We start from the raw sequence: 26,376 nt of genomic DNA, 5'->3' as shown, positions 1-26,376 counted from the left end.
CCGCCCCGTTTAGCGCCGCAGCGCCAGCTCCACGCCGTAGGACGGGTCCCAGTAGTCCTTGCCATTGAGGGTGACGCGGTCCGCGGACAGCGTCGCCGCCAGCCGCAGCCTCAGCCCCGACACCTTCGCCATCACCCCCGCCGCCGCGTGCGTGGTGAGCACCAGCGGGTCGCCCATCCGCAGCGCGCCCTTCGTCACTCCCAGCACGCCCCAGCCCGCGCCTGCCTCCAGGAACAGCGGCGTGCGGTACAGCCCCTCCGTGCCCACCAGGCCCTGCACCGTGGCGCGGTGCAGGCGGAAGCCGTCGCGGGCCACCGGCGTCAGCGCGTAGGTGCCCCGCACGCCGTAATAGAGGAAGGGCGCCAGCTCCAGGCGCAGCGCCACGCTGGGCCCGGTGGACAGGGTGTTCAACCCCAGCGGGGCCCGCAGTGCCGTCAGGCCCAAATCCCACCCCCTCGCCGGCTGGCGGAGCAGCGCGTGCGGCAGCGTGCCGCCCTCGGCGGGGGGAAAGGCCCGGGCCAGGTCCACCGGCACCAGCCCGGCGGCGGCGACGTATTGCTCGTAGAAGTGCTTGTCCAGGGGCACCGCGAACAGGCCGCGGCGCAGCGCCTCCTCGGCGGGGCCGCGCTCCTGCAGCTCGCGCGCGGCCATGGCCGGCACGCCGGTGGACAGCTCCGCCAGGGTGATGCGCGCCTCGGAGTCCGGGGTGCGAATCCAGTACACCTCGCGTTCGGGCAGGCGCAGCAGCACGTACTGGTCCTCCGAGCGCCGCACGTCCGCGAGCCGCCGCCCGTCCGAATCCTCCACGGAGATGCGCGAGTGCTCGAAGCCGGAGGGCAGGGTGAGGCTGGGGCCCCTCGGCGCGGGGCCCACCAGCGGGCGCCGGGGCTCGCCGGTGGGCGCGAAGGCGTGGATGGTGAGCCGCGCGGGCAGGCCCTTCACGCCCTGCAGCGACGCGGAGACGAAGGCGCCCAGCTCGCTGTACTCCACGCGGCCGTCGCCGTTGATGTCCGCGGCGCCCATGAGGCCCGAGCGCGCCACGTGGCTGAAGACGCCGGCGCGGATGCGGGACCACTCGTGCGTCTCGCCGTCGTCGCTCTCGGCGAAGACGGCGCCCACGGTGGGCCGGGTGGCCAGTTGCTCGCGCGCGAGCATGCCGCGCAGCTCCGCCAGCACCGCCGCGTCCGTCCCGCCACCGCGGCTGCCCACCACGCCCGAGGCGCGGCATGCGTCGACGATGACGTGCGTGTAGTCCGCGGCGAGCGGGTCCACCACGTCGGCATAGAGGCTCGCCTTGTCCAGGCGGCCTCCGGCGAGGGTGAAGTAGGCGCGTCCGGCCTCGTCCGTGTTGCCATGGCCCACGTAGACGACGAGCACGTCCGTCTGCCTTCCCAGCTCGTCATCGGCCAGGCTGGCCGCGCGCAGCCGCGCCACCTCGCGCTTCACCTCGTCTGGCGTGGGCGGGCGGGCGCCGGCCAGCACGGGCCGGGCCCCGGCGCGCGTCACGTCGTCCGGGTCCACCAGCAGCGTCGTCTCCACGCCCAGCCGCTGGAGCGTCTCCGCCCACAGCACGCCGTCGTCATCCGCGAAGCGCAGGTCCGGCAGCGACGGGTCATCGCTCCCGTTGTGGGCGATGACGAGCGCGCGGCGTACCACCGCTCCCTGCGCCGAGGCGCCCTCGGCGGAGAGCAGCGCGACGGCTCCCAGGAGCAGTCCCAACTTTCTCATGGGCCGTCCTCTACCTTTACCTCCTGCTTCAGCACCACAGACCCTTCGTGCTGCTCACCGCGGAGGGCCGCCAGGGCCGCGGCCGGGCGGTCCGCGAAGGCCGCGGTGACTTCCACCACCCCGGCCGCCTGGGGCATGGGGACGGTCAGCTCCACGGGGCCTTCCTTGCCTACAGGGCCGGTCAGGACGAAGGGGCCGGCCATGACCTCCGCCTTCTTCGCGCCGCGGACCTGGACAGCGACGTGGGTGTAGGGCGAGTTGCCACCCGCGGCGAAGGCCAGCATGGCGCCTGCCTGGCAGCTGTCCCCCGCGTGCAGCTCGCGCAGGGGCTGGCCGGCGGTGGCGCAGAAGATGCGCAGCGCCACGGCGGGCGGGGGCGTGCCCGCGCCGCGGACGCCGAACTCGTTGGGGGTGATGGTGGGCACCAGCACCACCGCCAGGAAGGCGGCGGCCAGCGCGCCGCCGAGCAGGGCCAGCGAGGGCCAGCGCGCCGAGGACTCCTCGGGAGCCGCCGCGGCCAGGGCCGCCGCCAGGCCGCCCTCGGTCAGCGCCATGCGCTCCGCGGACGAGGGCTGGTCCAGGTCGCCGCCCTCGAGGCCGCGGTGCGCCTGGGCCCAGCGCTCGTACCGGAACCCGCAGCGCGTGCACGCATGAGCATGGCGCAGCAGGCGGGCGGACTCGCGGGAGGACAGCGCTCCCTGAGACCAGCGCGGCAGGCTGGCGTCGATGTGTCTCTCGTACCACCTCATGATGGCATGCTCCCTATCGCGCACAGGGCGAGCGAGGCCAGGAGGACTCCCAGCTCCATCCGCCCGGGCTCGGCCGAGGCTTCCAGCCAGCCCGAGGCCTTCAGATGCTCCGTGAACTGCGTCCGCAGCCGCTTCTCACGCACCCGGACCTCTCCCCGGGTGAGCTGGAGCTGCTCGGCGGCGGATTCCTGCGACAGCCCCTCCACGAAGCGCAGCTGCGCCAGTGCGCGCCCCTCTTCCGGCAGGGCGTCCAGGAAGCGGCGCACCAGCGTGCGCACCTCCGTGCCCAGCGCCTCCTCTTCCGGGCTCCGGCTCTCGGTGGGCAGGTGCGTCAGCTCGGGAGCGTCGTCCATGGCGACGGCCTCGCGCGCCACGCGCCCCGACGCCCGCATCAGGTCGATGGCCGTCGAGCGGGCCACCGTCAGCAGGAAGCCCAGGTAGGGGCGTACCCCGTCGTAGGCCTGCCGCATGTTGGGGCGGAAGGCCCGGACGAAGGTCTCCTGGTGCGCGGCATCCAGGTCCAACGCGGAGAGGGCCACCGTCCGCGTCCCTCCGTCGCCCCCTACCGCGAACCGCCGCGAGAGGTACCGAAGCACCTCCGGCGAGTAGGCCCGATAGACCTGGGTGAGCACGGCGGCGTCCCCCCGGCGGAACGCCTCCAAGACGGACCTGTCGTTTCCTGGCAGCACGGAGTCTCCGTCCCAGCCGAGCCGGCTCGGGCCCCGTGCCCGGCTGTCCGTCTCCCTCACAAAAAGGGATACGGACTGTGCTCCACATCTGGGTCGCCGGCTGGAACGAAGAGCCGTCGATTTCTTGAAACGGAGGCCAGAATTCGTTGCGCGGAGGCGGTCATACGGCCGCAAACGACCTGGGGTGGGGACCCCTCACCTCTGCACGTGCAGAGGTGAAGCCCTTGAGGCCGGGAGGGGGCCCTTACCTCTGCACGTGCAGAGGTGAAGCCCATGAGGCCAGGAGGGGGGCCCTACCTCTGCACGTGCAGAGGTGAAGCCCTTGAGGCCGGGAGGGGGCCCTACCTCTGCACGTGCAGAGGTGAAGCCCATGAGGCCGGGAGGGGGCCCCTACCTCTGCACGTGCAGAGGTGAAGCCCTTGAGGCCGGGAGGGGGCCTCTACCTCTGCACGTGCAGAGGTGAGGCCCTTTCGGCTCGTGGACCCCGCTCGGGCAGGGGCCACGCCGGGAACCCGGTCGCCCAGGCCGCGTGGATCCGGGTGAGCAGCTCCGCCCGGACGCGCTCCTCCATCCCCTGCGCCTGCGCCGGGGTGGACTCCCACCAGCCCGCGTTGCAGAGGACAGCGGCCTGACAGGCGTGGAGCACCTCCCCCAGCCGCGCGTCGGACACCCCGGCCCGCTCACCCAGGCCGCCCAGCTGCGACTCCAGCGGCCCCAGTGGCGAGTCCGGTCCCCGGTAGGCCGGGCCGTACCAGACTTCGGTGAAGCGCACCGGGCCAACCAGGTGGGCGTTGAAGTCCTCCAGCTCCTCCGCCGGCACCCACAGCTCCTGGTGCCCCCGGGCGCCCACCGTCCGCACGGGGAAGCGGGCGAGGTACGCCGCGTCCACGTCGAAGGCGGTGACGAAGCCCACGTGCCCCGAGCCCGCGTCCGGCGCGTTCCAGTCACGCGCAATCTGCCGCGCGTAGGCCGCGTTCATGACGGGGTAGAAGAGGGGTTGGTCCGGCAGCCGGGGCGGGAAGCCCGTGCAGCCCCTGGCCAGCACGAGCTCCGTCTCCTTCAACCCCACCGGGCGGTACAGCGTGAGCGTCTCCACCATGGCGGGCCCCTCCTTATATAGAGGCAGGGCCCGACCACCGGAGGGAGCGCCTGCTCCGCCGGGGCACGGGCCCGTCCGGGCCGACGTGGGCGGACCGCCGCGCCTGACCGCTGCGCGCGCCGGAACACCGTGCTCCCGGGGAGTGGAACCTTCCCTCGGGAGCGCCCTCCCGCCTAGAACGCCGAGCCGTTGGCGCGCCGACCGGGCGAGGCGGTGAGGCTGGTGGACAGGGTGGTGTGCAGTACCCAGGAGTCGGTGGAGCTGGCGTCCGGGCTCCGGTTGTAGGACGTGCCCTGGATGGTGTCCGCGTAGCTGGTGCTGTCCTCCACGGTGCCGTCCGGCAGGACGAGGTATACGGAGTCGCCGATGCCGCCCACGTTGCGGCCCCGGTCGAAGCGCAGTCCGGTGTATTGCCCATTGGTGCTGTTCACGCCGTTGGCGAAGGTGGCATTGGTGGCGCCCGTGGGCACGGCGGTGGCCCCCGAGTAGACGGTGTACACCCGCCCCGGTTGGAGCACGGTGCCGGCGGGGAAGATGTGTCGCGCGGGGTCCGTCGCGGGGGTCGCACCGACGTAGGACTTGTCGTCGTGAAGCTTCCAGCCGCTGATGTCCACGGCGGTGGTCCCCGTGTTGAGCAGCTCCACGAACGTCTGGTCGAAGTCCAGGGTGCTGGTCCCCGGCTTGAAGTTGGGCTGAGGCAGGTACTCGTTGATGAAGACCCGGGGCGCGGTGCGGTTCAGCAGGAAGGTGCTGTCGCTGGCATCGGAGAAGCTGGCGTCACCCGTGTCGCTCACCTGCACGCGCGCGCCGCCGGACTGCGCCGTGGGCACCGTCCACCGGTAGCTCCCGGAGGCGGCGGGCGTGGACGCGACGAGGTCATTCCACGTCTGGCCGTTGTCGAGCGAGTACCGCAGCCGCACCGTGTCGATGCCGTTCGACGTCCAGGTGATGTCGTACGTCGTGCCCGAGGTGAGCGTCTCGCCGCCATTGGGTGCGGTGAGCCGGAGGGCCTTGCCCTGGCCGAAGTCGAAGCGGCTGAAGATGGGGTAGTGGTCCGACGTGTTGGAAGAGTAGCCGGTGAATGTCGGCCGAATCACCCGGGTGGAGCTGGGGACGTAGTTTGCCATCATCTCGTTGGTGGCGAGCTGGTGGTCGATGAAGGTGGAGCGCCGTGCCGTGCTGCCCTCGTTCGCCAGGGACAGGGCCTGCGTGGTGAACGTATAGCGGGACGTGTCGTTGACGAAGTTGCGGAAGGGCGTGTCCAGCCCCGACACCGTGGACGTGTCCACGTCGTCATTCCAGTCGCCCACCACCATGACCCGCTGCGTGGGCAGCTGGTCGTCCAGGTAGCTCTTCAGCCGCCCGGCCGCGGCCAGTCGCCGGGCGTGGTCGTCCGAGGCAGGGCTGCTCGTGGTGGCCTTCAGGTGCACCACCATCACGCTCATGTCCACGCTGGAGCCGTTCCGGGTGACGCGCAGGTCCACCCGCAGCGGGGGCCTCCCGGCGAAGTCGAAGTTGTAATCCGTCAGGACCACCTCGGCCCGCAGCACCCGCACCACGTCCGACTTGAAGAGCACGCCCAGCTTCTGCTCGCCGGAGCTGTAGTAGCTCGAGCCGGAGGACACCTGGCTGGAGTCGTCCGCCAGGAAGCCGTCGTAGCCGGGCAGCCGCGCCTTCAGCTCGTTGAACTGCGCGGTGCTGACGATTTCGGCCAGACCCCAGATGTCCGCGCCCGCGTCGGCGATGACCGCCTGGGCATTGGTGAGCTGCAGCGCATCGTCGGCCGGGTCCTGCACCGGGTCCCCGAACCACTCGATGTTCCAGTTGGCCACCGCCACCGGGAAGGTGGCCGGCTTGGGGCCACCGTCCGGATTCCCGCCCGGGGCCAGGACCGCCAGCCCCTGATGCGCCTGGGCCGCCGCCCCGCTGGCGTCCTGCACGCGCAAGGTGAAGGAGTAGGCGCCCTCGCCCTGGGGAACGCCGCTCAGCACACCCTCGGAGCTGAGGGACAGGCCGGTGGGCAGCGTCCCCCCCGCCACGGACCAGCGCAGCGGCGGCTGGCCACCCACCGCGACGAAGGAGTGCTCGTAGCTGGCGCCCGCGGTGGCGACGGGCGCGTTGCCGTCGGACAGCGCGGGCGCGGGCCACACCTTCAACGCATAGGTGCGGGTGTCCTCGCTGCCCACCGAGTCCCGGACGCTCACGGTGATGTTGAACTCGCCGGACTCGCTGGCCGGGCCCATCAGCCTCGCCTCGGACGTGTCGAAGGAGAAGCCCGGCGGGGGCGTGCCCCTGAGCGAGTAGCTCAGCGGCGCCGCGCCCCCGGTGGCCGGCAGCCGGGCCTCGTAGGGGACACCCACCGAGGTGGGGGACAGCTCCACGGCGGACAGCAGGGGGCCATCCGTCGGTTCTCCGCGACCTCCGGAACAGGCGCTCAGCAAGACGAGGACGGCGAGCGTCCCGGCCATTCGGGCAGACAGCATGTCGACGGGCTCCGGCGCGGGCTCCAGGGAGGGGAACCCGAAACGGGCGAACTCTACCGCTTCCCGGCCCGCGCGTGCACGGGCTCGTGACACATGCGCCACACGCCCCTTCCTGGCGAAAGGCAATCGACACGCCCCTCATGCGTGATTCCAGAAAGCCCAGGAAGGTTTTGCGCTCCCCGTGGGCGTGAAGTGGAATGATTCGAAGGGGGCCCCGTCGCCCCACGGAGGACACAGCAATGGCCGAGAAGTGGGACAAGCAGCTGATGGACTTCCTCAAGCGCACCGGTGACGAGCTCAAGCGCACCACCGATGACCTGCGCGGTGAGGCCCAGCGCCTTCTCCAGGAGGTGAAGGACCCGCAGAAGCAGGCCAAGGTGAAGGAGGGCCTGGAGCAGCTGCGCACCTGGGCCGCCACCACCAGCAAGGTGGCGACGGAGAAGATTGAGACCGCCGTGCGTCAGGTCGAGGGCGCCGTCGAGCGCGCCTTCAAGCCCGAGGACGCCGGACAGGAGGGCGCGGGCCCGAAGGCCAGCACGGCCTCCACCGCCACCAAGCCCCCCGCCTCCACGCCCGCCGCCGGGACGCCCAAGGCAGACACCCGCGCCGCGAAGAAGGCCGCTCCCAAGTCGATTGGCCGCAAGAAGGCCGCCGCCAAGAGCCCCGTCGCCCGTCCAGCGGCCAAGGCCGCGAAGAAGGGTGCTTCGAGTTCCAAGAAGACGATTGGCCGGGCGAAGAAGCCCACCGCCGGAGCGTGAAGTTCCGTCAGGTGTGAAGCCAGCCCGCTCGCACCCCGGGGCTGGGTTCTGCCAGTCGTTTCCGCCAGTTGGAACGGCCCCGAGCGCGTGACATAGTGCGCGCCGTGGCCGGCTCGAACGAGAAGGGCAGCATCCAGACGGACATCGGGCAGGACGTCATCGACGCGGCGGTCGCCAGCGTCGAGCGTCACATGGACGATGAGGAAGAGGTGACGGTCATCGAGGTGCAAGCCTCGGACCCGGCCTCCGCGGAATCCACCGAGGAGGCGCCTCCTGCCGAGGATGGCGCGGCTCCCGCCGTGGCACCGTCCGAGGAAGTGGCGGCGCTGCGGCAGGAGGTGGAGTCGCTCAAGGCACAGCTCGAGTTCAGCCAGGCCAAGAGTCGCGAGACGATGGAGCGCCTGCGCGAGACGCACGAGCGCACCAAGGACGCGCAGGAGCGCACCGTCCGCGCCGCGGCCGACCTGGAGAACTACCGCAAGCGCGCGCAGAAGGAGAAGGAGGAGGTCCAGCGCTTCGGTTCGGAGAAGCTGCTCAAGGACCTGCTCCCCGTCATGGACAACCTGGACCGCGCGCTCGACGCGGCCTCGAAGTCCCCGGACATCGACAGCTTCCAGAAGGGCGTGGCCATGACGCGCAAGTCCTTCGAGGACGCGCTCGGCCGCCATGGCGTGAAGGCCTTCAGCGCGAAGGGCCAGCCGTTCGACCCGCGCATGCACGAGGCGATTCAGCAGGTGGAGACGGCGGAGGTGCCCGCCGGCCACGTGGTGTTCGAGGTCGTCCGCGGCTTCTTCCTCAATGAGCGGCTGGTGCGTCCGGCCATGGTCGTCGTCGCGCGCGCGCCCGAGCCCGTGGCCGAGCCTGTCGCGCCCGTGGCCGAGCCTGTCTCGCCCGCGGCCAGCGAGTCCACGGAGGCCGCGTCGGCCTCCACGTCTGTCGCAGAGGGGACCACCGTGCCCCCGAAGCCCGAGGATTCTCCCGGGGGGAGTCAGTAACCATCATGGGCAAGGTGATTGGAATCGATCTCGGGACGACCAACTCGTGCGTCTCCGTCATGGAGGGCGGAGAGCCGGTGGTCATCCCCAACAGCGAGGGCAGCCGCACCACGCCTTCCATGGTGGGCTTCACCGACTCTGGCGAGCGCCTCGTGGGGCAGATTGCCAAGCGGCAGGCCATCACCAACCCAGAGAACACCGTCTTCGCGGCGAAGCGGCTCATCGGCCGCAAGTTCGACTCGCCCGAGGCGAAGAAGGCCATCAGCGTCAGCTCCTTCCGCGTGGCGCCCAGCCCCAACGGCGACGCGTGGGTGGAGATTCGCGGCAAGGGCTACAGCCCGCCGGAAGTCTCCGCCATCGTCCTGATGAAGATGAAGCAGACGGCGGAGGACTACCTCGGCGAGCCCGTCACCGAGGCGGTGATTACCGTCCCGGCCTACTTCAACGACAGCCAGCGCCAGGCCACCAAGGACGCGGGCCGCATCGCCGGCCTCAGCGTCCTGCGCATCATCAACGAGCCCACCGCGGCGGCCCTGGCCTATGGCCTGGACAAGGTGAAGGACGGCGGCACCGAGCGCATCGCCGTCTACGACCTTGGCGGCGGCACGTTCGATATCTCCATCCTGGAGCTCAACGCCGGCGTGTTCGAGGTGAAGAGCACCAACGGCGACACCTTCCTCGGCGGCGAGGACTTCGACCAGCGCCTCATCGACTACCTCGCCAAGCGCTTCGCCGAGCAGAACAACGGCCTGGACCTCCGGAGGGACCGCATGGCCCTCCAGCGCCTCAAGGAGGCCGCCGAGCGCGCCAAGCACGAGCTGTCCAGCGCGCCGGAGACCGAGGTCAACCTCCCGTTCATCACCGCCGACGCCAGCGGCCCCAAGCACCTCACCGAGACGGTGGACCGCACCACCTTCGAGGCGCTGGTGGCGGACCTCATCGACCGCACGATTGAGCCCTGCCGCATCGCCCTCAAGGACGCGGGCGTGCCGGCGCAGCAGATCAACCAGGTCCTCCTGGTGGGCGGCATGACGCGCATGCCGCGCGTGCAGCAGAAGGTGAAGGAGTTCTTCGGCAAGGAGCCCCACAAGGGCATCAACCCGGATGAGGTCGTCGCCGTGGGCGCGGCCATCCAGGGCGGTGTGCTCAAGGGCGAGGTGAAGGACGTCCTCCTGCTGGACGTGACGCCCCTGTCGCTGGGCGTGGAGACGGCGGGCGGCGTCTTCACGAAAATCATCGACAAGAACACCACCATCCCCTGCAAGAAGAGCCAGGTGTTCTCCACCGCGGTGGACAACCAGCCGCTGGTGAGCGTGCACGTGCTCCAGGGCGAGCGCGAGATGGCGGCGGACAACAAGACGCTGGCGCGCTTCGAGCTGGTGGGCATTCCCCCGGCGCCGCGTGGCGTGCCGCAGATTGAGGTGTCCTTCGACATCGACGCCAACGGCATCGTCCACGTCAGCGCCAAGGACCTGGGCACCGGCAAGGTGCAGCAGGTGCGCGTGGTGAGCAACTCCGGCCTCTCCGAGGCGGAAATCCAGGGGATGATTACCGACGCCCAGTCGCACGCGGCGGACGACAAGAAGAAGAAGGAGCTGGCCGAGCTGCGCAACAACGCAGACGGGCTCATCTACACCACGGAGAAGAGCCTGGAGGAGTACGCCAGCCTCCTGTCGGAGAAGGACCGCGAGGAAATCAAGGCGGACCTGGAGCGGCTCAAGGGCCTGCTCAACACCGCCGACGCGGTCGCGCTGAAGGACGCCTTCCAGCGGCTGGAGGGCAGCGCCTACCGCATCGCCGACGCCATCTACACGGGCCAGGCGAGCTGAGCCGGGCCCCGGCCGGGCCCGCCTCTCCGGGGGCCTGCAATGGTTTCCACGCCCGGGCGTAGACTGCGGTGACCCCGTCGTCCGCCCGAGGCACCGCCATGGACCCCACCGAAGCCATCGTCACCGTGCTCATCGTCGCCATGACGATTGGCATCCCCTTCGCGGGGCTCACGCTGCGTTTCTCCCTCAAGCCGCTGGTGGAGGCCTTCATCCGCCTGCGTGAGGCGCAGCTTGGCGTCACCGACACGGCGCTGCTGCGTGAGCGCGTGGCGCATCTGGAACGGGTGCTGGAGGCCCACGGCCTCCTGGACGAGCGCCATCCCATGCTGCGCCAGGGCTCGTCCGAGCACCTGCCCTCCGGTGTTCCCCTGAAGGACCGGGAGCGCGTGTAGTCCCGCCGTACCCCGTCTTCCCGGACTGGCGCCCGCGGGTGTTGAATGCACCCGTGGAATTCCCTTCATTGCAGACAGAGGTCGCGTTCCTGCGCGGCCTGGTGGCCGTCCACCGGATGTCGGACGACATCCTGGAGGACTGCCTGGAGCGCGGGCTTGATTTGGACGCCGGGCTCGACGTGTTCCTCACGCAGTGCGCGCGGATGGTGCACGCGCCCGCGGGCTTCGTGTCCCTGCGAGGCACGCGGGGCCCGGTGCTGACGCGCGTGCTGGGGGATTTGGGCGTGGACGTCTTCGAGGCGGCGCACTGGACGGGGCCGCGCCGGCTGAAGAACGGGCGGATGCTCTTCTGCACCCGGCTGAAGCTGGGGAAGCTGGAGCTGGGGGGCCTGGGGCTGGCGGTGGAGGGCGGCTTCGAGGACGGCGGCGGGCTGGTGATGAAGCTGGTGGAGGCCATCGGCGAGCAGCTCGACACGGCGGTGCTGAGCTTCCTGGCCCTCACCGACGGGCGGAGCGCGCTGGAGCGGCTGGACGAGCTGTCGCTGGACGACACGCCGGTGCCCCGCGGCCGCATCGGCAAGTACGAGGTGGTGACGCCGCTGGGCACCGGCGGCATGGCGCAGGTGCTGGTGGCGCGGGCGCGCGGGCCGGAGGGGCTGGGCCGGCTGGTGGCGCTCAAGCGCATCCTCCCGCACCTGACGGCGGACCCCTCCATCGTCCAGCAGTTCCTGGACGAGGCGCGCATCGGCCTGCGGCTGTCGCACCCCAACCTCGTCCACGTCTACGACTTCGGCGAGGCGCAGGGCGCGTACTACATCGCCATGGAGCTGGTGCGCGGCGTGGACCTGGACCGGCTCATCCGCTTCCTCAAGGGGCCGCTGGAGCCGGCGGCGGCGGTGGCGGTGGTGGTGCAGGCCCTGCAGGGGCTGCACGCGGCGCACGGCCTCAAGGGCGAGGACGGCGCTCCGCTGCAGCTGGTGCACCGGGACTTGTCCCCGCACAACCTCATGGTGGGGTTCGACGGGCGGGTGAAGGTGCTGGACTTCGGCGTGGCCAAGGCGCGGGCGCAGCGCACGGTGACGCTGCCGGGAATCGTCAAGGGCAAGCCGCTGTACATGTCGCCGGAGCAGGCGCGGGGCCAGCGGCTGGACGCGCGCAGTGACTTGTTCGCCATGGGCCTCATCCTCTACGAGGCGCTCACCGGGCGCCGCGCGTTCGACCGCGGGGACGAGCTGGCCTCCATGCAGGCCATCTGCGACGAGCGGCTGCCCCGGCCGGACGCCCTGCCGCTGCCCCTGTGGGACGTGCTGGAGGTGGCGCTGGCCAAGCAGCCGCAGGCGCGCTTCGGCAGCGCCCTGGAGATGGCGGAGCGGCTGGCGGACGTGTGCCGCCCGGCGAAGGACGTGGAGCTGTCGCGGCTCACCTCGCGGCACTTCCCGGACCGGCTGCGCGAGTTCAACCGGCTGGACCGCACCGAGGCGGCCGGCAGGCCGGGCGTGCCGGTGGGCATCGAGGGCGAGGAGACGCAGGTGCGCCCTCCCCCCCGGAAGTCCGCGCGCTGACGCTCCGGACGAAGAAAGCCCCCGCTCCTCACAGGGGAGGCCGGGGGCTGGCTTCACGGCTTCACGGCTTCATGTCGCGTCACGGCGTGACGCCCCAGGGTCCGGGGGCCCCGGGGGTTGTGCCGCCGCGTACGACGGCTCAGTAGCCGCGCTTGAGCGGGTCATCCGTGGGCGCGTTCAGGGTGCGCGAGCCTTCCACGTCCCCGTCGGTGCGGACGCTGACGTCCTCGCGGCGGACGCTCTCCGCGACGCGGCGCTCCTCCTCGATGGCGTCCTTGTGGATGATGACCTCCTCGTCCACCACGGCGCGCTTCTGGACCTCCACCTCCTCGGCGCGCAGCGGGACGACGACCGTCTCTTCCTGGAAGGAGGCGTTCATCGCCGGGCGGTCCGGGCTCACGTCGCGGCGCTCCACGCGTACGCGCTCGCGGCGTACCGGGACGTCCACCACCTTCTCCTCCTCGACGACGTCCTTGCGGACGCGGACCTCGCCGGCCTGCGTCTCGCGCTTGAGGACGTCCAGCTCCTCCTTGTGTACGGGGATGGCGATGTCCTCCGTGCGGCCCGTCACGGTGCGCTCGCCGCCGAGCCCCATGCGGGTGTCGGTGCCCAGGCCGCTGCCGGACAGCGACGTGTCCCGCGTCCCCAGGGTGTCCGCGCTCGTGCCCAGCCCCGTGGAGTCGTAGCCCGTGGCGGTGCTCCCCGTGGCCGGTACGCCCATGCCCGCCGTCGTGCCGTAGCGGTTGTCGTCACGCGACAGGCTGTTCAGCGCTTCCTTGCCGTGGTTGAGGATGATTTCGCCGGCGCGGATGTCGCTGATCTCCGTGTACCGGACCAGATAGTCCTTCGGGAAGAAGAGGCCCTTCTCGATGTGGAACTCGCCGTCGCCCACGGCGAAGACCTTGCCGAGCTTCTCGCCGTCGATGCTGCGGACGACCATTCCTTCTCTCACATCGGTACGCTGGAACATGGCTGGCTCCTTGTAACCAGGGTGGGGTGTGCCGGGGCGGCCTCCCCCAAGCCCTGGTGATTGCCTGCCTCGCGCCCCTGCACGAGGCCGGGGGTGGCATGCGCCCCGGGCTTCAACCGGGAAGGTGGGAGCGGGTGGGCGGAACGACAGTGGACGGGCATCGCCGCGAGAGGGCTCGCCAACGCGCCTGCCCGCCCGAACGCACGCATGCCTCCTCGCCCCCTCTCAGGGCAGGGAACACGCCGTCAGGCGGGTGTCCGGGGCCGGGGCTTTCCACCACGTGACGGACCACCCCACCTTCGGTACGCGCGTCCCGACAGGTCGCGAGTGCCCACGCGGGAGACCTTGATGAGCACCCATGAGCAGCGCATGCGGCGGGGAAGCTGGAGCGAGCTGTTGCTGGGCGGCGCGGCGGCGGGCGTGGGAGCCCCCTTCCTGCTTGGAGGCCTGCGCCGGTTCCTCCACCTGCGGCAGGGAGGCTCCCCGGCCAGCGTGGGCTGGACGGCGGGACTGCTGGGGGCGCTGGTGGCCGGAGGGCTCGCGCGCCGCAGGCTCCAGGATGCCCCCGGGCAGAAGGCCGGGGCTCCGGCCGAGCCTCTCCTGGAGGCGCCGGCCCGTCCCGAGCTTCCGGACGCCTCCTCCCTGGAAGGCACGGAGGAGGACGCGGACGAGCCGATGGCGGACCGGCGCAGGGAGGCCCGGCGGCGACGGCGGCTGGCGGTGCTGGCGCCGCGCGCGCCGACGCAGCCGGAGGCGTCCGGACACGAGGTGCCCCGGACGGCGGAGTGGAGGCCCCGGCGGGGGCCCAGCGGCAGGGAACAACCCTGGCACGAGGCGCTGGCGTCCACCCCCGGGTGAGCCCGGGTTCATCCCCGGGTTCATCCCCGGGTTCATCCAAAGTCCGCCGGGCCTCGTGCCGACTCGAGAGGAGCACCTGATGCGTTGGGACGTTCAGGAAGGGATGCGGGTCTTCACGGCGGACGGCGCACGGCTGGGCACCGTGGTGGGCTGCGGCGCGGACACCTTCGTCGTCGAGCGCGGGGTGCTGCGCGCGCGGGACTATGTGGCCCGCTATGGAGACGTGGTGACGGTGCGCGACGGCGAGGTGCACCTGGGCCTCACCCGGGACGAGGTGGCGCCCGGGCCGGGCTCCCGCGCGGAGGTGGACGCCCGGCGCCCGGAGACGCTGCGGACCCACGGCTTCGGGGAGTCGCAGGACATCGTCATCCCCCTGGCCCATGAGGAGGCCGTCCCCCGCACGGTGCCGCACGAGGTGGGACAGCTGCGCGTCCACAAGGTGGTGCGCACGGAGGTGAAGCACTTCTCCATCCCCGTGCGCCGCGAGGAGCTGGTGGTGGAGCGGTTGCCGGCCGCGGAGCCGGGCAGCGAGCGCCCCCGGGCGGCGGAGGGCCGGCCGGTGCCGGGCGGGGTGGTGCCCTTCGAGGAGAGCACCTTCATCATCCCCCTGTACGAGGAGCGGGTGGAGTTCACCAAGACGGCCCACGTCTGGCAGGAGGTCACCCTCGCCAAGACGACCCAGGAGGAGCTGCGGCAGGTGCACACCACCGTTCGCCGGGAGACAGCGGAGGTGGAGGAGCGGGGCGAGGTGCTCCATGAAGGCCCGGTGGATGGGCTCCACTCCTGACTGACGCACCGCACGGCGGGTGTGTGCACGCGGGGGGCCTCGGTTGCAAGCTTGACCCATGGAAGGGGCTCCCCTAGAAAACCGGGGCTTTGCAGTCATCCCCCCTTGGAGGGAAGCCCCGCATGCGACGCCTTGCCCCGATGCTGCTCGCCGCGCTCGCCGTCCTGGCGGCCGCCTGCGAGAAGAAGACGCAGCCCGCCCCAACGGAGGGCGCGCAGACCGCGCAGCAGGGCCAGCCCGCCACCCCGGCTCCGGGCGGTGACGCCCCCGCCGGCTCCGACGTCATCCTCCTCGGCCAGGTGGGCGCGCTCACCGGCGGCCAGGCCACCTTCGGCATCTCCACCCGCAACGGCATCGAGATGGCCATCAAGGAGGCCAACGCCGCGGGCGGCGTGAATGGCAAGAAGCTGGCGATTCGCGTCTACGACAACCAGAGCAAGCCCGAGGAGGCCGCCCAGGCCGCCACCCGCCTGATTACGCAGGACAAGGTGGTCCTCATCCTCGGCGACGTGGCCTCGTCCAACTCGCTGGCCATGGCGGAGAAGGCGCAGGCCGCGGGCGTGCCGATGATTACGCCCTCGTCCACCAACCCCACCGTCACGGAGAAGGGCGACTTCATCTTCCGCATCTGCTTCATCGACCCGTTCCAGGGCTTCGTGATGGCGAAGTTCGCCCGGGAAGATTTGAAGCTGAGCAAGGTGGCGGTGCTCCAGGACAACAAGAGCGCCTACTCCATCGGCCTCACGGACGTCTTCAACCGCAAGTTCACGGAGATGGGTGGCAAGGTCGCCACCACGGAGAGCTACAGCCAGGGCGACACGGACTACCGCGCGCAGCTCACCGCCATCCGCAAGACGCAGCCGGACGGCATCTACGTGCCGGGCTACTACAGCGAGGTGGGCATCATCGCCCGCCAGGCGCGCGAGGTGGGGCTCAAGGTTCCGCTGATGGGCGGCGACGGCTGGGACTCCGAGAAGCTCTTCGAGCTGGGCGGCACCGCCATCCAGGGCAGCTACTTCTCCAACCACTACTCGCCGGACAACCCGGACCCCCGCGTGCAGAAGTTCATCGCCGACTACAAGGCCGCCTACGGCGCCGTGCCGGACGCGCTGGCGGCGCTGGGCTTTGACGCGGCCCGCGTGGCGATTGAGTCCCTCAAGCGGGCGAAGGACCTCACCGGCCCGTCCGTGCGAGACGCCATCGCCCAGACGAAGGACTTCCCGGGCGTGGCGGGCACCATCACCCTGGACAACAAGCGCAACGCCGTGAAGTCCGCGGTCGTCCTGAAGGTCGGGGACGGCAAGACGCAGTACGTCACCACCATCAACCCCTAATGGCGCAGCTCCTCCAGCACCTCATCAACGGCCTGGCCGCCGGCACCATCTACGCGCTCGTCGCGCTCGGCTACACGATGGTGTACGGCGTCCTCAAGCTCATCAACTTCGCCCATGGCGACGTCATGATGGTCGGCGTCTACATGGGCTACGCCACCGCCTTCGCGCTCGGTCGCGAGGTCCGCGGCTCGCTCCTGGGCGTGGCGATCATCTTCGCGGTGGCCATGCTGGGCTGCGGGCTGCTCGGCTTCCTCATCGAGCGCTTCGCCTACCGGCCGCTGCGCGAGAAGCCCCGCCTGACGGCGCTCATCACCGCCATCGGCATCTCCTTCGCGCTGTCCTACGGCTTCCAGCTCGACATCGGCTTCCTGCCGGGCGCGTCCCCGCGCGCCTTCCCGGAGGTCATCGAGCCGAAGGAGTGGATTGTCATCGGCGACCGCGACGTCGTCGTGTGGAACTGGCAGGTCATCAGCCTCGCCATCGCGGTGGCGCTGATGGTGGGGCTCCAGTACCTCGTGTTCCGCACGCGCTTCGGCCGGGCGATGCGCGCGGTGTCCTGGGACCACCGCGTGGCGGCGCTGATGGGCATCCCCACGGACCGGGTGATTGCCCTGACGTTCATGCTCAGCAGCGCGCTGGCGGCCGGCGCGGGCCTGCTCTACGCAATCAAGGACACGTCGGTGAGCCCGCTGATGGGGCTGTACGTGGGCCTCAAGGCCTTCGTGGCGGCGGTGATTGGCGGCATCGGCCACGTGCCGGGCGCGGTGGTGGGCGCGCTGGTGCTGGGGCTGGTGGAGGAGTTCGTGGTGGGCTACGCGGCCAGCACCTGGCGTGACGCGGTGGCCTTCGGCTTCCTCATCCTGGTGCTGCTGGTGAAGCCGGGCGGCCTGTTCGGCCGTGTCGCCGCGGAGAAGGTCTGATGGAGACCCCGGCGCTTCGCGCTCCCGAGGCCGACTCGGTCCTGCCTCCCTGGCTTCGCGGCATCTTCCCCGTGCTGGTGGCGCTGCCCGTGCTGGCCGCGTTCCACTGGCTGCTCAACGAGTCCCCCTTCGCCGTGTACCTCCTGTCGGTGATGGGGGTGAACATCATCCTCGCGGTGAGCCTCAACATCGTGAACGGGATGACGGGCCAGTTCTCCATCGGCCACGCGGGCTTCATGGCGGTGGGGGCGTACATCTCCGGTGTGCTGTCGCTGAGCCTCAAGGAGGTGGCGCTGTCCTTCCTCCCGGTGGCGGTCAGCGACCAGGTGTTCTTCACCGTGGCGCTGCTGGCGGGCGGCCTGGCCGCGGCGGCGTGTGGCTTCCTGGTGGGCCTGCCCTCGCTGCGGCTGCGCGGCGACTACCTGGCGATTGTCACGCTGGGCTTCGGCGAAATCATCCGCGTGGTGGTGCAGAACACGGACGCGTTCGGCCGCGCGCTGGGCCTGTCCGGCATCCCCCAGGTCTCCACCCCCTACATGGTGTACTTCTGGGTCTTCCTGGTGGTGCTGGTGGCGCGGCGCATCGCCGGCTCCAGCCATGGCCGCAGCCTGTGGGCCATCCGTGAGGACGAGGTGGCCGCCGAGGCCATGGGCGTGGACACCACCGGCTACAAGGTCCGCTCGTTCGTCATCTCCTCGTTCTTCGCGGGCATCGCCGGCGGGCTGTTCGCCCACTTCGTGCCCATCATCAACCCCGGCTCCTTCACCTTCGTGAAGTCGATGGAAATCGTCGTCATGGTGGTGCTGGGAGGCCTGGGCTCCACCACGGGCGCCATCGTCGCCGCCATCTTCCTCACGCTGCTGCCGGAGGGGCTGCGCTCGGCGTTCAACCTGCTGGGCACGGAGAGCACCCTGGCGCAGAAGGTGGACCAGATTCGCATGCCCATCTACGGCCTGCTGCTGGTGGTGCTGATGCTGTCGCGGCCGCAGGGCCTGTTCGGCACCCGGGAACTCTGGGACGTGCTGCCGCGGTGGATTCCGCGCCGGCGCAGGGGGCTGTCGTGAGCGCGGCGGTGCAGGCGAATCAAGAGGCCGGGGCCCCGCTGCTCCAGGCGGACGGGGTGAGCATCCAGTTCGGCGGCCTCAAGGCGCTGACGGACTTCTCCCTCACCGTGCGCCAGGGGGACTTGCTGGGCCTCATCGGCCCCAATGGCGCGGGCAAGTCCACCGCGTTCAACGTGCTCACCGGCGTGTACCAGCCCACGAAGGGCGAGGTGCGCGTGGCGGGGCAGCGGGTGAACGGGCGCAAGCCGCATCAAATCAACCACCTGGGCCTGGCGCGCACCTTCCAGAACATCCGTCTGTTCCGCGCGCTCACCGCGCTGGACAACGTGAAGGTGGCGTGCCGGGCGCAGGGCGCGCTGCACCCGCACGACCTGGGCGTGGGCGGGAAGCTGAAGGGCGCGGTCGCCAACTACCGCGACTGGTGGCGGGCGCTGCTGCTCACCCCGCACTTCCAGGCGGAGGAGCGCGAGCTGACGCGCCAGGCGGAGCATCTCCTCGAGGTCATGGGCCTGTCCCACCGCCGCGACGAGGAGGCGCGCAACCTGCCCTATGGCGAGCAGCGCCGGCTGGAGATTGCCCGCGCGCTGGGCACGAAGCCCCGGGTGCTGCTGCTGGACGAGCCGGCGGCGGGCATGAACACCCGCGAGAAGGCGGACCTCATGGTGCTCATCCGCAAGCTGCGGGACGACTTCCAGCTGGGCGTGCTGGTGATTGAGCACGACATGAAGCTGGTCATGGGCATCTGCGAGCAGATTACGGTGCTGGACCACGGCGAGACGATTGCCCGGGGGGCTCCGGCGCAGGTTCGCAGCGACAGGAAGGTCATCGAGGCGTACCTGGGTGACAGCTACCTGGAGAGTCACGGAGGGGCGGCGTGAGCGAGGCGCAGGTGAAGAAGCTCGGGGAGCGTCAGTCCTTCCCGCCGCTGCTGACGGTGGACGGCATCAAGGTGCACTACGGCGCCATCCAGGCGCTCAGGGGTGTGTCGCTGACGGTGGGCAAGGGCGAGGTGGTGGCCCTCATCGGCGCCAACGGCGCGGGCAAGACGAGCACCCTGCGCGCGGTGAGCGGCATGCTCAAGCCCAGCGCCGGCCGGATTACGCTGGAGGGCAAGGACACCACGTCCCTCAAGGCGCACCAGCTGGTGCCGCGCGGCATGGCGCACGCGCCGGAGGGACGGGGCGTGTTCCCCAACCTCTCCGTGCAGGAGAACCTGGAGCTGGGCGCGTACCTGCGCAAGGACACGGCCGCCATCCAGCAGGACATGGAGAAGGGCTTCACGCTCTTCCCGGTGCTCAAGGAGCGCCGCAAGCAGATGGCGGGCACGCTGTCCGGCGGCGAGCAGCAGATGCTGGCCATTGCCCGCGCGCTGCTGAGCCGGCCCCAGCTGCTGCTCCTGGACGAGCCCTCGCTGGGCCTGGCGCCGCAGGTGACGGAGACCATCTTCCGCACCCTGCGCGAGGTGAACGCCACGGGGGTGAGCGTGCTGCTGGTGGAGCAGAACGCCCACCTGGCACTCAACTGCGCCCACTATGGCTACGTGCTGGAGACCGGCGAGGTGGCGATGGCCGGGCCCGGCAAGGCGCTGCTGGAGAGCCCCGAAGTCCGCCGCGCGTACCTGGGCGAATAGGGGCGCGGGGGGACTTCCTGGTACGTCCTCCCGCTGACGCTCCCCGACGGCAGAAGTCGCAATGAAACTGGCAAGCCCCTCAATCTCGGGTAGTCAGCAGGCAAGCAGTTCGTCTAGCGTCCATCGACGCACCGCGTTCAACCTCACTTAGGAAGCGTGCCCATGCCCTCGTTGTCCCGTCTCCTCGCCGCCGTTGCCACCCTCGCGCTGATTGCCGCCGCGTGCGCCGGTCAGCAGAAGACCGACAATCAGCAAGCCACCTCCACGATTGAGGAGCTGCCCAACGAGGGCGGTGACACGGGGGGCCCGACGCCCGACCCGGCCTCCCAGCTCACGCCGGTGAACGCGGAAGAGGGCTTCTCGGTGAAGATGCCCGGCCAGCCCCAGGTCCAGCGGCAGAAGGTCACGATTCCCGCGGGCGACGTGGCCACGGCGGCGTACTCGCTCCAGACTCCGGAAGGCGTCATCTTCTCCGTCAGCATCGCGGACTACCCGGAGAAGGTCGTCGCCGCCCGTCCTCCGGAGGCCTTCCTCAACGAGGGCCGCGACGGCCTCAACAACCAGCTCAAGGGCACCGTCAGCAACGAGCAGGAAATCACGCTCGACGGCTACCCCGGCAAGTCCTACACGGTGTCCTCGCCCAACGGCGAGGTGAAGGCGCGCAACTACCTGGTGGGCCCGCGCCTCTACACCATGCTCGTCCTCTACAACCCGAGCATCGGCGCGCCGGGCTCGGACGAGTTCCTCGGCTCGCTGGCGCTGGTCAACCCGCCGCCCCCGGTGCAGCGCGCCGGTGCGGCTGGCGCGGATGCCGGCGTGGGCGACGGTGGCATCGCCGCTGACGGTGGCCTGACGGGCGGGGACACGGGCGGCGCCGACGCCGGCACCGCGGCTCCGGACGCCGGCACCAAGCGTCGTCGCACGAAGTAGTCACTTCCTCCCGGGCGCGCTCCCCTCGAAGGGGGCGTGTACCGGGCGGCAGGCAGGCTGGCGGGCCCGGCGTATGGGGCCGTGTGGTTGTTCTGACCCGGTTTCCGTTCCTGCACCCCCGTCCTAGCTTCCCTCCGGGGAGTTGACACGGAGGGGGACAGGAATGACGGGGCTGGCTGGTGCCCTGCTCGCCACGGTGTTGGCGGCGGGCGGCACATCGCTGGTTCCGGTGAGCGGGGGCAATGCCCTCACGCTCCCGGCCCAGCGTCACATTGTTCGCATCGAGACAGGTTCCGGGCGTCCGCCGACGTGGCTGGTGGCCATCCAGCACGGAGGCAGGGACGGCAAGGGCCTGGTGCTCTACCGCTCCGAGGACGCGCTTCGCAGCGTGCGACGCGTGGCGGACGTGCAGTCGGACCCGACGCACACGGACCGGGCGGAGCTGCTCGCGGTGGGGCGGGACGTGGCGCTCGTCTATTCGTACGAGGGCCCCAGCCTGGCGCCGTCGCGCCGGCACGACGTGTACTTCCAGTGGTGGCGCTACCAGTCGGGCTCGGACACGTGGGTGCCGCAGCCGGCGGTGCGCGTGTTGGACACGCCGGACGACAGCACGGGCTTCTCGCGGGCGCTGCTGGCGCGGGACTCGCACGGGCGGCTGTGGGTGCAGGCCTTCCGCCTGGAGCCGGACGGCAGCTCCACGGCGGTGGTGACGGCGTCCACGGATGGGGGCGCCACCTTCGTACGCCAGCCGAACCTGGGCCAGGTGAAGCGCCGCGGGGGTGGGCGGCTCTTGAGCGTGGGGACGAAGCTCGTCTTCTTCTACGCCATGCACGACGGCTTCGAGCCCACGCGGCTGCGCGTGCGCAACGACTCGGACCCGCTGGACACGTGGTCGCCGGTGCGCGACGCGTTCTCCGACGGCATCTACCACGGCGCGGCGCTGAGCGCGGTGGAGGACGGGAAGGGCGGCATCGACCTCGTCTACAAGGACGAGACGGAGCGCCTCTACTACCGGCACTTCGACGGTACGTCCTTCGGGCCACGCCTCCTGGTGGAGGGCGCGTCGGACTGGGCCATGCAGGCGGCGACCACGCGCATCGGCGACACGCTGTATGTCTTCTACAACCGCATGCGCGTGCTGAACGAGCACTACGAGCTGCGCGTCCGCGTGCTGCGCGACGGAGTCCTCGGAAGCGCGGTGACGCTGGACGGAGACACGACGTTCAAGGGCTACCTCAACGCGGTGGACGTGCTGCCCGCGGAGAGCACCGAGGTGCCGTGCCTCTATGGCAACGCGCCCGATGCCGCCTCGTGGGGCACCGTGTCCCGAGTGGCGCTCTCCGTGACGCCACAGCCTCCACCGGATGGCGGCTCGGATGGCGGCACGCCGGATGGTGGCTCGGGGAGTGATGGCGGCACGCCGGGCACGGATGGCGGCACGGGCACCGACGGTGGCACGCCGGGCACGGATGGGGGCACGGGCACCGACGGAGGCACCCCAGGCACGGACGGAGGCACGGACACGGACGGCGGAACGCCTCCGCCGGACGGAGGCACGTCGGGAAGCTTCACGCTGGAGCCGGTGCACACCAACACCACGCACGAGGTGCTCGCGGTGGACGGCGCGGGTACGGTGTACGCGCTGGCGCTCGACGGCGGCCGCTCGAACCTGGTGGCGAGCACGGACGGTGGGCGCACCTTCACGGCGCGCGGGCAGAATGGCGGCAACCTCTGGGTGGTGGCCGCGATGAAGAACGGCACGTTGCTGGCGGTGGCGAGCCGCAGCGGCGTCTACCAACTCCAGCGCTCCACGGATGGGGGACGCACGTGGGGCAACGCGGTGAGCCTGGGGAGCTACCGCGCCTACGGCCCGCGAAGCTTCGCGGAGCTGGGGAGCACGTTCTTCTTCCTCGAGTACCAGACCTTCACTTCCGCCAACGCGCCGACACGCCTGTGGGCCAGCACGGACGGCGGGGCCACGTGGACGGTGCGCTCCACCCTCACGGCGCACCGGCATGGCTACTCGCTGTTCACGGAGCCGACGACGGGCGCGCTGTGGGCCACGCTGGGGAGCAGCAAGAGCCAGTCGGCGGTGCTCCGCTCGACGGATGGCGGGCGCAACTGGACGTCGATATTCGGAGGGTACGCGGCCAACGGCGTGGCGGGTGGGGTGCAGGCGGACGGCTCGCTGCTGCTGGGCCAGTCCACGCTGTACGAGCCCGAGCACCCGAAGCTGCTGCGCCTCTTCCCGAGTGGCCGCGTGGACGCGCTGCTGGAATTGCCGGGCCCCGCATACTCCCTCCTGCCGGTGCCTGGGGGCGGCTGGGCCATGGGGACGGGCTGGGCGAGCGCGGGAGACATCCACGCGCCCGGTGACGTGTACGCCCGCCTCTTCACGAGCGGGGACGGGGTGACGTGGCGCGAAGCGCTGCGCTACGAGCGGCTGAGCAGCACCGCCTTCGCCCTGGCGGACGTGTGGGGCGTGTTGCCCTCGGGCGACCTGGTGGTGCGGATGGACAATGTGCGCGGCTTCGGTACGTCCGGCCGGGGCTTCCAGGTGCTGCGAGTGAAGCGCTGAGCAGCCCGGTGCGCTACACCTCCTGGCGCGATGTCAGCCGCACCGCCAGGAGGTGGCCGCCATGTGGGACCCGACGCAGTACTCGCAGTTCCGGGACGAGCGGAAGCGTCCCTTCTTCGAATTGCTGATGCGGGTGGACGTGGACGCGCCCGCGCACGTGGCGGACCTGGGCTGCGGCACGGGAGACCTGACGCGCGTGCTGGCCGGGCGGTGGAAGGACGCGCGGGTGTACGGCGTGGACTCGTCCGACGCCATGGTGGAAGAGGCACGCCGCCGTCCGCCCCCCGAGTCCCTGCGCTTCGAGGTGGCGGACCTCGCGGGCTGGGAGCCGCCCGCGCCGCTGGACGTGCTCGTCTCCAACGCGGCGCTGCACTGGGTGCCAGCGCATGATGCGCTGCTGGCGCGACTGGTGGCGAAGCTGGCCCCGGGAGGAGTGCTGGCCTTCCAGGTGCCGGCCAACTTCGAGGCGCCCTCGCACCGGCACATCGACGAGGTGCGGGCGTTACCGCGCTTCGCCGCGAAGCTGGAAGCGGTGCGCCGGGGACACGCGGAGTCGCTCGCCACGTACGAGGCGCTGCTGTCCGGCCTGGGGCTGACGGTGGACGCGTGGGAGACGGCGTACCTGCACGTGCTGCCGGGCGAGGACGCGGTGCTGGAGTGGCTGCTGGGCACCACGCTGCGGCCGGTGCTGGCGGCGCTGGGGCAGGAGGAAGGGCGGGCCTTCCTCGACACGCTGAGGCCGCTGCTGCGCCAGTCCTACCCGAAGCACGAGCGGGGCACGCCGTTCCTCTTCACCCGCCGCTTCGTGGTGGCGCGGCGGGGGCGCTGAGTCTCGTCACTGGGGCCAGTGGAGGATGGCACCATTTTCGCCCACCACCCAGAGGTCCGCGGGGCTGGTGCCCGCGATGTCGTTGATGCGGAGGCTCGTGTCCTCGAAGACCTCCTCCCAGCGCTGGCCGTTGTAGCGGTAGATGCGGCCGTTATACGCGGTGGCGTAGGCCAGGTTGGCGCCGAAGGCGATGACGGAGGTCAGGCTCTCCACGTTGTCATCGGGAAAGTCCATCTTGCTCCAACTCGTTCCATTCCACCTCAGGACGGAGTTGGAGTTGCCCACGGCGAATGCGACCCTCTCGTTGACGACCCAGACGCCGTTGAGTCGGGCCAGTCCGGGGATGGATTGCACGTTCTCCGTCTGCCACTGCCCGGTTGTCACGTTGAAGCGGTAGATGCGCGGCTCAGCTGCCCCTACGCCCGCGTCGTAACCACCCACGGCGAAGAGCGCGGCGCGGGAGACGCCGTGGACGTCGTACAGCGGGGACACTCCCGTGGTGCCGTAGGTCAGGCCGGTGCCACCGTTCCAGATGAACGTGGAGCCATTCACTTCGAGGCCGGCTGGAGAGGTGACTCCGTGAAGCTCGAGGCTGCCGCCATTCCTGATGCCGACGAGACTCTCGACCGGACGGTCGATGTCGAGCTGCGAGGCGCAGTTCTGATTCGTCGTGTCCTGATAGACCAGCCGTCCCCCGGCGGAGCCGAAATAGCCGCGGCCATTGTTGGCCTCGTCGAGCCACAAGGTGTTCCAGCCGCTGTTGGTGGGGTTGCAGCCGGTCGTCGTTTCCTGAAAGGTAGTTCCCCCCGGCAAGAGCCTGGCGCGGGCGTCGAAGTGCCCCACGACCCCTACTTCACCTGAAGCCGAGGTGAAGACGGACTGCCACGACCGGGAACTCGGGCCCACGGTACGTTGCTGCCAGGCGGGTGCGCCCGCCGGACACACGGCGGCAGCCTCGGGCTGGTTGTCGCAGTCATTGTCGAGCCCGTCACACACCTCCGCTCGGTTGGGGTGCCTGAAGCGATTGCCGTCATCGCAGTCGCCACCCTGACTGACGAAGGTGCCCGTTGGCTGCCCACACGTCTGCTGCGCGTCACTGTTCCGCCCATACCCGTCGCCATCGTCATCCGGGTACAAGGTGGGAATGGGCTGGGTCGCCACACACGTGACGCTGTTGGTTCCGTTGCACTGGAACTGCCCGGCGCACTGGCTGGCCGGGTCGGTACACGCCGTTCCGAGCTGGGGAAAGGTCTCGTCCTCGGCCTCGTCGCAGTCGTTGTCCAGGCCGTCGCAGAGCTCCGGCGCTCCAGCGTACACGGTGACACTGTTGTCGTTGCAGTCATCGTTCGGGCCGGTGACGTAGCCAACCGGAAGCCCGCTGCAGAAGGTCTGGGCCTCGGCGTTCTTGTCCCCGTGTCCATCCCGGTCCACGTCCGGGTACGCGAGGATGGCGTTCGGCACGGAGCAGACCACCCGGCCGTTGTCGCCACACTGGCGCACGCCCTCGCAGCCCGTGCCCTCCGTGCACGTCTGCTCCAGCCGGAGCTCCTCCCGGTCCGACTGGCCATTGCAGTTGTCATCCACGCCGTTGCAGCGCTCTTCCGTCACGCCCGGATTGATGGCGGGCACGTCGTCATTGCAGTCCGAGCCACCGGTGCGGATGGACACGTAGCCATCCTGGTCGTGGTCCGTCGCGAGCAGCTGCAGCGCCGCGGGAGTCGCCTCGCCCGCTACCACCGTGACGCGCTGTGAGCTGCTCACCACGGGATTCCCTGCGCAGATTCGCTCGAAGGCCTGGGCCTCCACCTGAATCGTGCTGCCCCAGCCGTCCTGGGGGAACACGGCCACGATGAGCGAGCCGCCCTCGGGGCCGCCCTTGCCGTCCAGGTCCTCGGAGAGCGGCTCACCCTTCCCATCCGCGTCCCGGGCCTGCACCCGCACGCAGCCGGGTTTGAATCCCTCGTAGGTCACCGTGACCTTCACGGCACCCTGGGCAGTCTCTTTCTTGCAGCCAGCAAGCGCGAGGAGGGGGAGGAGCAGCAGGACGCGTCGCATGTGGCGCATTCTAGTTGAACTGCGCGAGATGCGGGTATGCGGCCTCATCGCATGGGGTTGCGGACGCGGTGGCGGGGAGGAGCGCGCCGTCCGTGTGCGCGCCAGTGGCCTCGGCGCGCTGACTCGTTGCGCTGCGC

The 26,376-nt window shown here is 70.6% G+C and carries 22 protein-coding genes; 15 read left to right on the top strand and 7 right to left on the bottom strand.

Annotated features, from left to right (window positions below; translation table 11 throughout):
• Positions 1-9: 9 nt before the first annotated feature.
• From G4D85_RS29795 to G4D85_RS49750, 5 genes are all read right to left on the bottom strand, one after another.
• A complete protein-coding gene (locus G4D85_RS29795) occupies positions 10-1,728 on the bottom strand; it encodes a caspase family protein (protein WP_164017428.1) in 1,719 nt (572 codons plus the stop codon).
• On the bottom strand, positions 1,725-2,477 hold the full coding sequence (locus G4D85_RS29790) for a hypothetical protein (protein ID WP_205525777.1): 753 nt from the start codon (positions 2,475-2,477) through the stop codon (positions 1,725-1,727). Before G4D85_RS29790 ends, G4D85_RS29795 begins: the two co-directional genes overlap by 4 nt.
• Positions 2,474-3,166, bottom strand: a complete 693-nt coding sequence (locus tag G4D85_RS29785; RefSeq protein ID WP_205525776.1) for an RNA polymerase sigma factor — start codon at positions 3,164-3,166, stop codon at positions 2,474-2,476. The genes G4D85_RS29790 and G4D85_RS29785 overlap by 4 nt, the downstream gene beginning before the upstream one ends.
• A gap of 439 nt (positions 3,167-3,605) precedes the next feature.
• The gene (locus G4D85_RS50385; protein ID WP_205525775.1) at positions 3,606-4,265 is read right to left on the bottom strand and encodes a hypothetical protein; all 660 of its coding nucleotides are present in this window, start codon (positions 4,263-4,265) and stop codon (positions 3,606-3,608) included.
• 173 nt (positions 4,266-4,438) lie between these two features.
• A complete protein-coding gene (locus tag G4D85_RS49750) occupies positions 4,439-6,748 on the bottom strand; it encodes a lamin tail domain-containing protein (RefSeq protein WP_240359571.1) in 2,310 nt (769 codons plus the stop codon).
• Positions 6,749-6,987: 239 nt separating this feature from the next.
• Between G4D85_RS49750 and G4D85_RS29770 the strand changes: the two genes are divergently transcribed.
• The 5 genes from G4D85_RS29770 (at position 6,988) to G4D85_RS29750 (ending at position 12,284) form a co-directional block, all read left to right on the top strand.
• Positions 6,988-7,506 (top strand): transcriptional regulator, encoded by a 519-nt coding sequence (locus G4D85_RS29770; RefSeq protein ID WP_164017425.1) that lies wholly within the window; start codon positions 6,988-6,990, stop codon positions 7,504-7,506.
• 95 nt (positions 7,507-7,601) lie between these two features.
• Positions 7,602-8,501, top strand: coding sequence for a nucleotide exchange factor GrpE (gene grpE / locus G4D85_RS29765; protein ID WP_164017424.1), 900 nt, complete (start codon positions 7,602-7,604; stop codon positions 8,499-8,501).
• Positions 8,502-8,506: 5 nt separating this feature from the next.
• Positions 8,507-10,330, top strand: coding sequence for a molecular chaperone DnaK (dnaK, locus tag G4D85_RS29760; protein WP_164017423.1), 1,824 nt, complete (start codon positions 8,507-8,509; stop codon positions 10,328-10,330).
• Between the two features lie 98 nt (positions 10,331-10,428).
• Complete coding sequence (locus G4D85_RS29755) at positions 10,429-10,722, top strand: hypothetical protein (RefSeq protein ID WP_164017422.1); 294 nt, start codon at positions 10,429-10,431, stop codon at positions 10,720-10,722.
• A gap of 116 nt (positions 10,723-10,838) precedes the next feature.
• Entirely contained in the window at positions 10,839-12,284 is a 1,446-nt protein-coding gene (locus G4D85_RS29750) for a serine/threonine-protein kinase (RefSeq protein ID WP_164017685.1), read from the top strand.
• 139 nt (positions 12,285-12,423) lie between these two features.
• Here the strand turns inward: G4D85_RS29750 and G4D85_RS29745 are convergent, their stop codons facing one another.
• Positions 12,424-13,254 carry a YsnF/AvaK domain-containing protein gene (locus tag G4D85_RS29745; protein WP_164017421.1) on the bottom strand — a complete coding sequence of 277 codons (831 nt, stop codon included), beginning with the start codon at positions 13,252-13,254 and terminating at the stop codon, positions 12,424-12,426.
• 348 nt (positions 13,255-13,602) lie between these two features.
• Between G4D85_RS29745 and G4D85_RS29740 the strand changes: the two genes are divergently transcribed.
• From G4D85_RS29740 to G4D85_RS29695, 10 genes are all read left to right on the top strand, one after another.
• Positions 13,603-14,112 carry a hypothetical protein gene (locus tag G4D85_RS29740; protein WP_164017420.1) on the top strand — a complete coding sequence of 170 codons (510 nt, stop codon included), beginning with the start codon at positions 13,603-13,605 and terminating at the stop codon, positions 14,110-14,112.
• Between the two features lie 79 nt (positions 14,113-14,191).
• Positions 14,192-14,899 (top strand): YsnF/AvaK domain-containing protein, encoded by a 708-nt coding sequence (locus tag G4D85_RS29735; RefSeq protein ID WP_164017419.1) that lies wholly within the window; start codon positions 14,192-14,194, stop codon positions 14,897-14,899.
• Between the two features lie 122 nt (positions 14,900-15,021).
• Positions 15,022-16,233, top strand: coding sequence for an ABC transporter substrate-binding protein (locus tag G4D85_RS29730; RefSeq protein WP_164017418.1), 1,212 nt, complete (start codon positions 15,022-15,024; stop codon positions 16,231-16,233).
• A complete protein-coding gene (locus G4D85_RS29725) occupies positions 16,233-17,153 on the top strand; it encodes a branched-chain amino acid ABC transporter permease (protein ID WP_164017417.1) in 921 nt (306 codons plus the stop codon). Before G4D85_RS29730 ends, G4D85_RS29725 begins: the two co-directional genes overlap by 1 nt.
• Positions 17,153-18,217, top strand: coding sequence for a branched-chain amino acid ABC transporter permease (locus G4D85_RS29720; RefSeq protein WP_164017416.1), 1,065 nt, complete (start codon positions 17,153-17,155; stop codon positions 18,215-18,217). The genes G4D85_RS29725 and G4D85_RS29720 overlap by 1 nt, the downstream gene beginning before the upstream one ends.
• Positions 18,214-19,095: an ABC transporter ATP-binding protein gene (locus tag G4D85_RS29715; protein ID WP_164017415.1), complete on the top strand. Its 882-nt coding sequence runs from the start codon at positions 18,214-18,216 to the stop codon at positions 19,093-19,095. The genes G4D85_RS29720 and G4D85_RS29715 overlap by 4 nt, the downstream gene beginning before the upstream one ends.
• The gene (locus tag G4D85_RS29710; protein WP_164017414.1) at positions 19,092-19,847 is read left to right on the top strand and encodes an ABC transporter ATP-binding protein; all 756 of its coding nucleotides are present in this window, start codon (positions 19,092-19,094) and stop codon (positions 19,845-19,847) included. The genes G4D85_RS29715 and G4D85_RS29710 overlap by 4 nt, the downstream gene beginning before the upstream one ends.
• A 162-nt stretch (positions 19,848-20,009) precedes the next feature.
• On the top strand, positions 20,010-20,777 hold the full coding sequence (locus tag G4D85_RS29705) for a hypothetical protein (RefSeq protein ID WP_240359570.1): 768 nt from the start codon (positions 20,010-20,012) through the stop codon (positions 20,775-20,777).
• A gap of 163 nt (positions 20,778-20,940) precedes the next feature.
• On the top strand, positions 20,941-23,355 hold the full coding sequence (locus tag G4D85_RS29700; protein WP_164017412.1) for a sialidase family protein: 2,415 nt from the start codon (positions 20,941-20,943) through the stop codon (positions 23,353-23,355).
• A gap of 61 nt (positions 23,356-23,416) precedes the next feature.
• The gene (locus tag G4D85_RS29695; RefSeq protein WP_164017411.1) at positions 23,417-24,184 is read left to right on the top strand and encodes a methyltransferase domain-containing protein; all 768 of its coding nucleotides are present in this window, start codon (positions 23,417-23,419) and stop codon (positions 24,182-24,184) included.
• A 6-nt stretch (positions 24,185-24,190) separates the two neighbouring features.
• On the opposite strand, the gene G4D85_RS29690 is transcribed toward G4D85_RS29695, so the two are convergent.
• On the bottom strand, positions 24,191-26,239 hold the full coding sequence (locus G4D85_RS29690) for a putative metal-binding motif-containing protein (RefSeq protein WP_164017410.1): 2,049 nt from the start codon (positions 26,237-26,239) through the stop codon (positions 24,191-24,193).
• Between the last annotated feature and the right edge of the window lie 137 nt (positions 26,240-26,376).

This window comes from Pyxidicoccus trucidator, assembly GCF_010894435.1.
In the GTDB taxonomy this organism is placed as follows: Bacteria; Myxococcota; Myxococcia; order Myxococcales; family Myxococcaceae; genus Myxococcus; species Myxococcus trucidator.
Note: the sequence above shows the minus strand (reverse complement) of the source record. Positions and strands in the feature narration are given on the sequence as shown.

What these genes read in the sequence shown, in the direction of transcription:
- G4D85_RS29795 (WP_164017428.1), bottom strand. Translation starts at nt 1,728, where the DNA reads ATGAGAAAGTTGGGACTGCTCCTGGGAGCCGTCGCGCTGCTCTCCGCC.
- G4D85_RS29790 (WP_205525777.1), bottom strand. Translation starts at nt 2,477, where the DNA reads ATGAGGTGGTACGAGAGACACATCGACGCCAGCCTGCCGCGCTGGTCT.
- G4D85_RS50385 (WP_205525775.1), bottom strand. Translation starts at nt 4,265, where the DNA reads ATGGTGGAGACGCTCACGCTGTACCGCCCGGTGGGGTTGAAGGAGACG.
- G4D85_RS49750 (WP_240359571.1), bottom strand. Translation starts at nt 6,748, where the DNA reads ATGCTGTCTGCCCGAATGGCCGGGACGCTCGCCGTCCTCGTCTTGCTG.
- G4D85_RS29770 (WP_164017425.1), top strand. Translation starts at nt 6,988, where the DNA reads ATGGCCGAGAAGTGGGACAAGCAGCTGATGGACTTCCTCAAGCGCACC.
- dnaK (WP_164017423.1), top strand. Translation starts at nt 8,507, where the DNA reads ATGGGCAAGGTGATTGGAATCGATCTCGGGACGACCAACTCGTGCGTC.
- G4D85_RS29755 (WP_164017422.1), top strand. Translation starts at nt 10,429, where the DNA reads ATGGACCCCACCGAAGCCATCGTCACCGTGCTCATCGTCGCCATGACG.
- G4D85_RS29750 (WP_164017685.1), top strand. Translation starts at nt 10,839, where the DNA reads ATGTCGGACGACATCCTGGAGGACTGCCTGGAGCGCGGGCTTGATTTG.
- G4D85_RS29745 (WP_164017421.1), bottom strand. Translation starts at nt 13,254, where the DNA reads ATGTTCCAGCGTACCGATGTGAGAGAAGGAATGGTCGTCCGCAGCATC.
- G4D85_RS29740 (WP_164017420.1), top strand. Translation starts at nt 13,603, where the DNA reads ATGAGCACCCATGAGCAGCGCATGCGGCGGGGAAGCTGGAGCGAGCTG.
- G4D85_RS29735 (WP_164017419.1), top strand. Translation starts at nt 14,192, where the DNA reads ATGCGTTGGGACGTTCAGGAAGGGATGCGGGTCTTCACGGCGGACGGC.
- G4D85_RS29730 (WP_164017418.1), top strand. Translation starts at nt 15,022, where the DNA reads ATGCGACGCCTTGCCCCGATGCTGCTCGCCGCGCTCGCCGTCCTGGCG.
- G4D85_RS29725 (WP_164017417.1), top strand. Translation starts at nt 16,233, where the DNA reads ATGGCGCAGCTCCTCCAGCACCTCATCAACGGCCTGGCCGCCGGCACC.
- G4D85_RS29720 (WP_164017416.1), top strand. Translation starts at nt 17,153, where the DNA reads ATGGAGACCCCGGCGCTTCGCGCTCCCGAGGCCGACTCGGTCCTGCCT.
- G4D85_RS29705 (WP_240359570.1), top strand. Translation starts at nt 20,010, where the DNA reads ATGCCCTCGTTGTCCCGTCTCCTCGCCGCCGTTGCCACCCTCGCGCTG.
- G4D85_RS29700 (WP_164017412.1), top strand. Translation starts at nt 20,941, where the DNA reads ATGACGGGGCTGGCTGGTGCCCTGCTCGCCACGGTGTTGGCGGCGGGC.
- G4D85_RS29695 (WP_164017411.1), top strand. Translation starts at nt 23,417, where the DNA reads ATGTGGGACCCGACGCAGTACTCGCAGTTCCGGGACGAGCGGAAGCGT.
- G4D85_RS29690 (WP_164017410.1), bottom strand. Translation starts at nt 26,239, where the DNA reads ATGCGACGCGTCCTGCTGCTCCTCCCCCTCCTCGCGCTTGCTGGCTGC.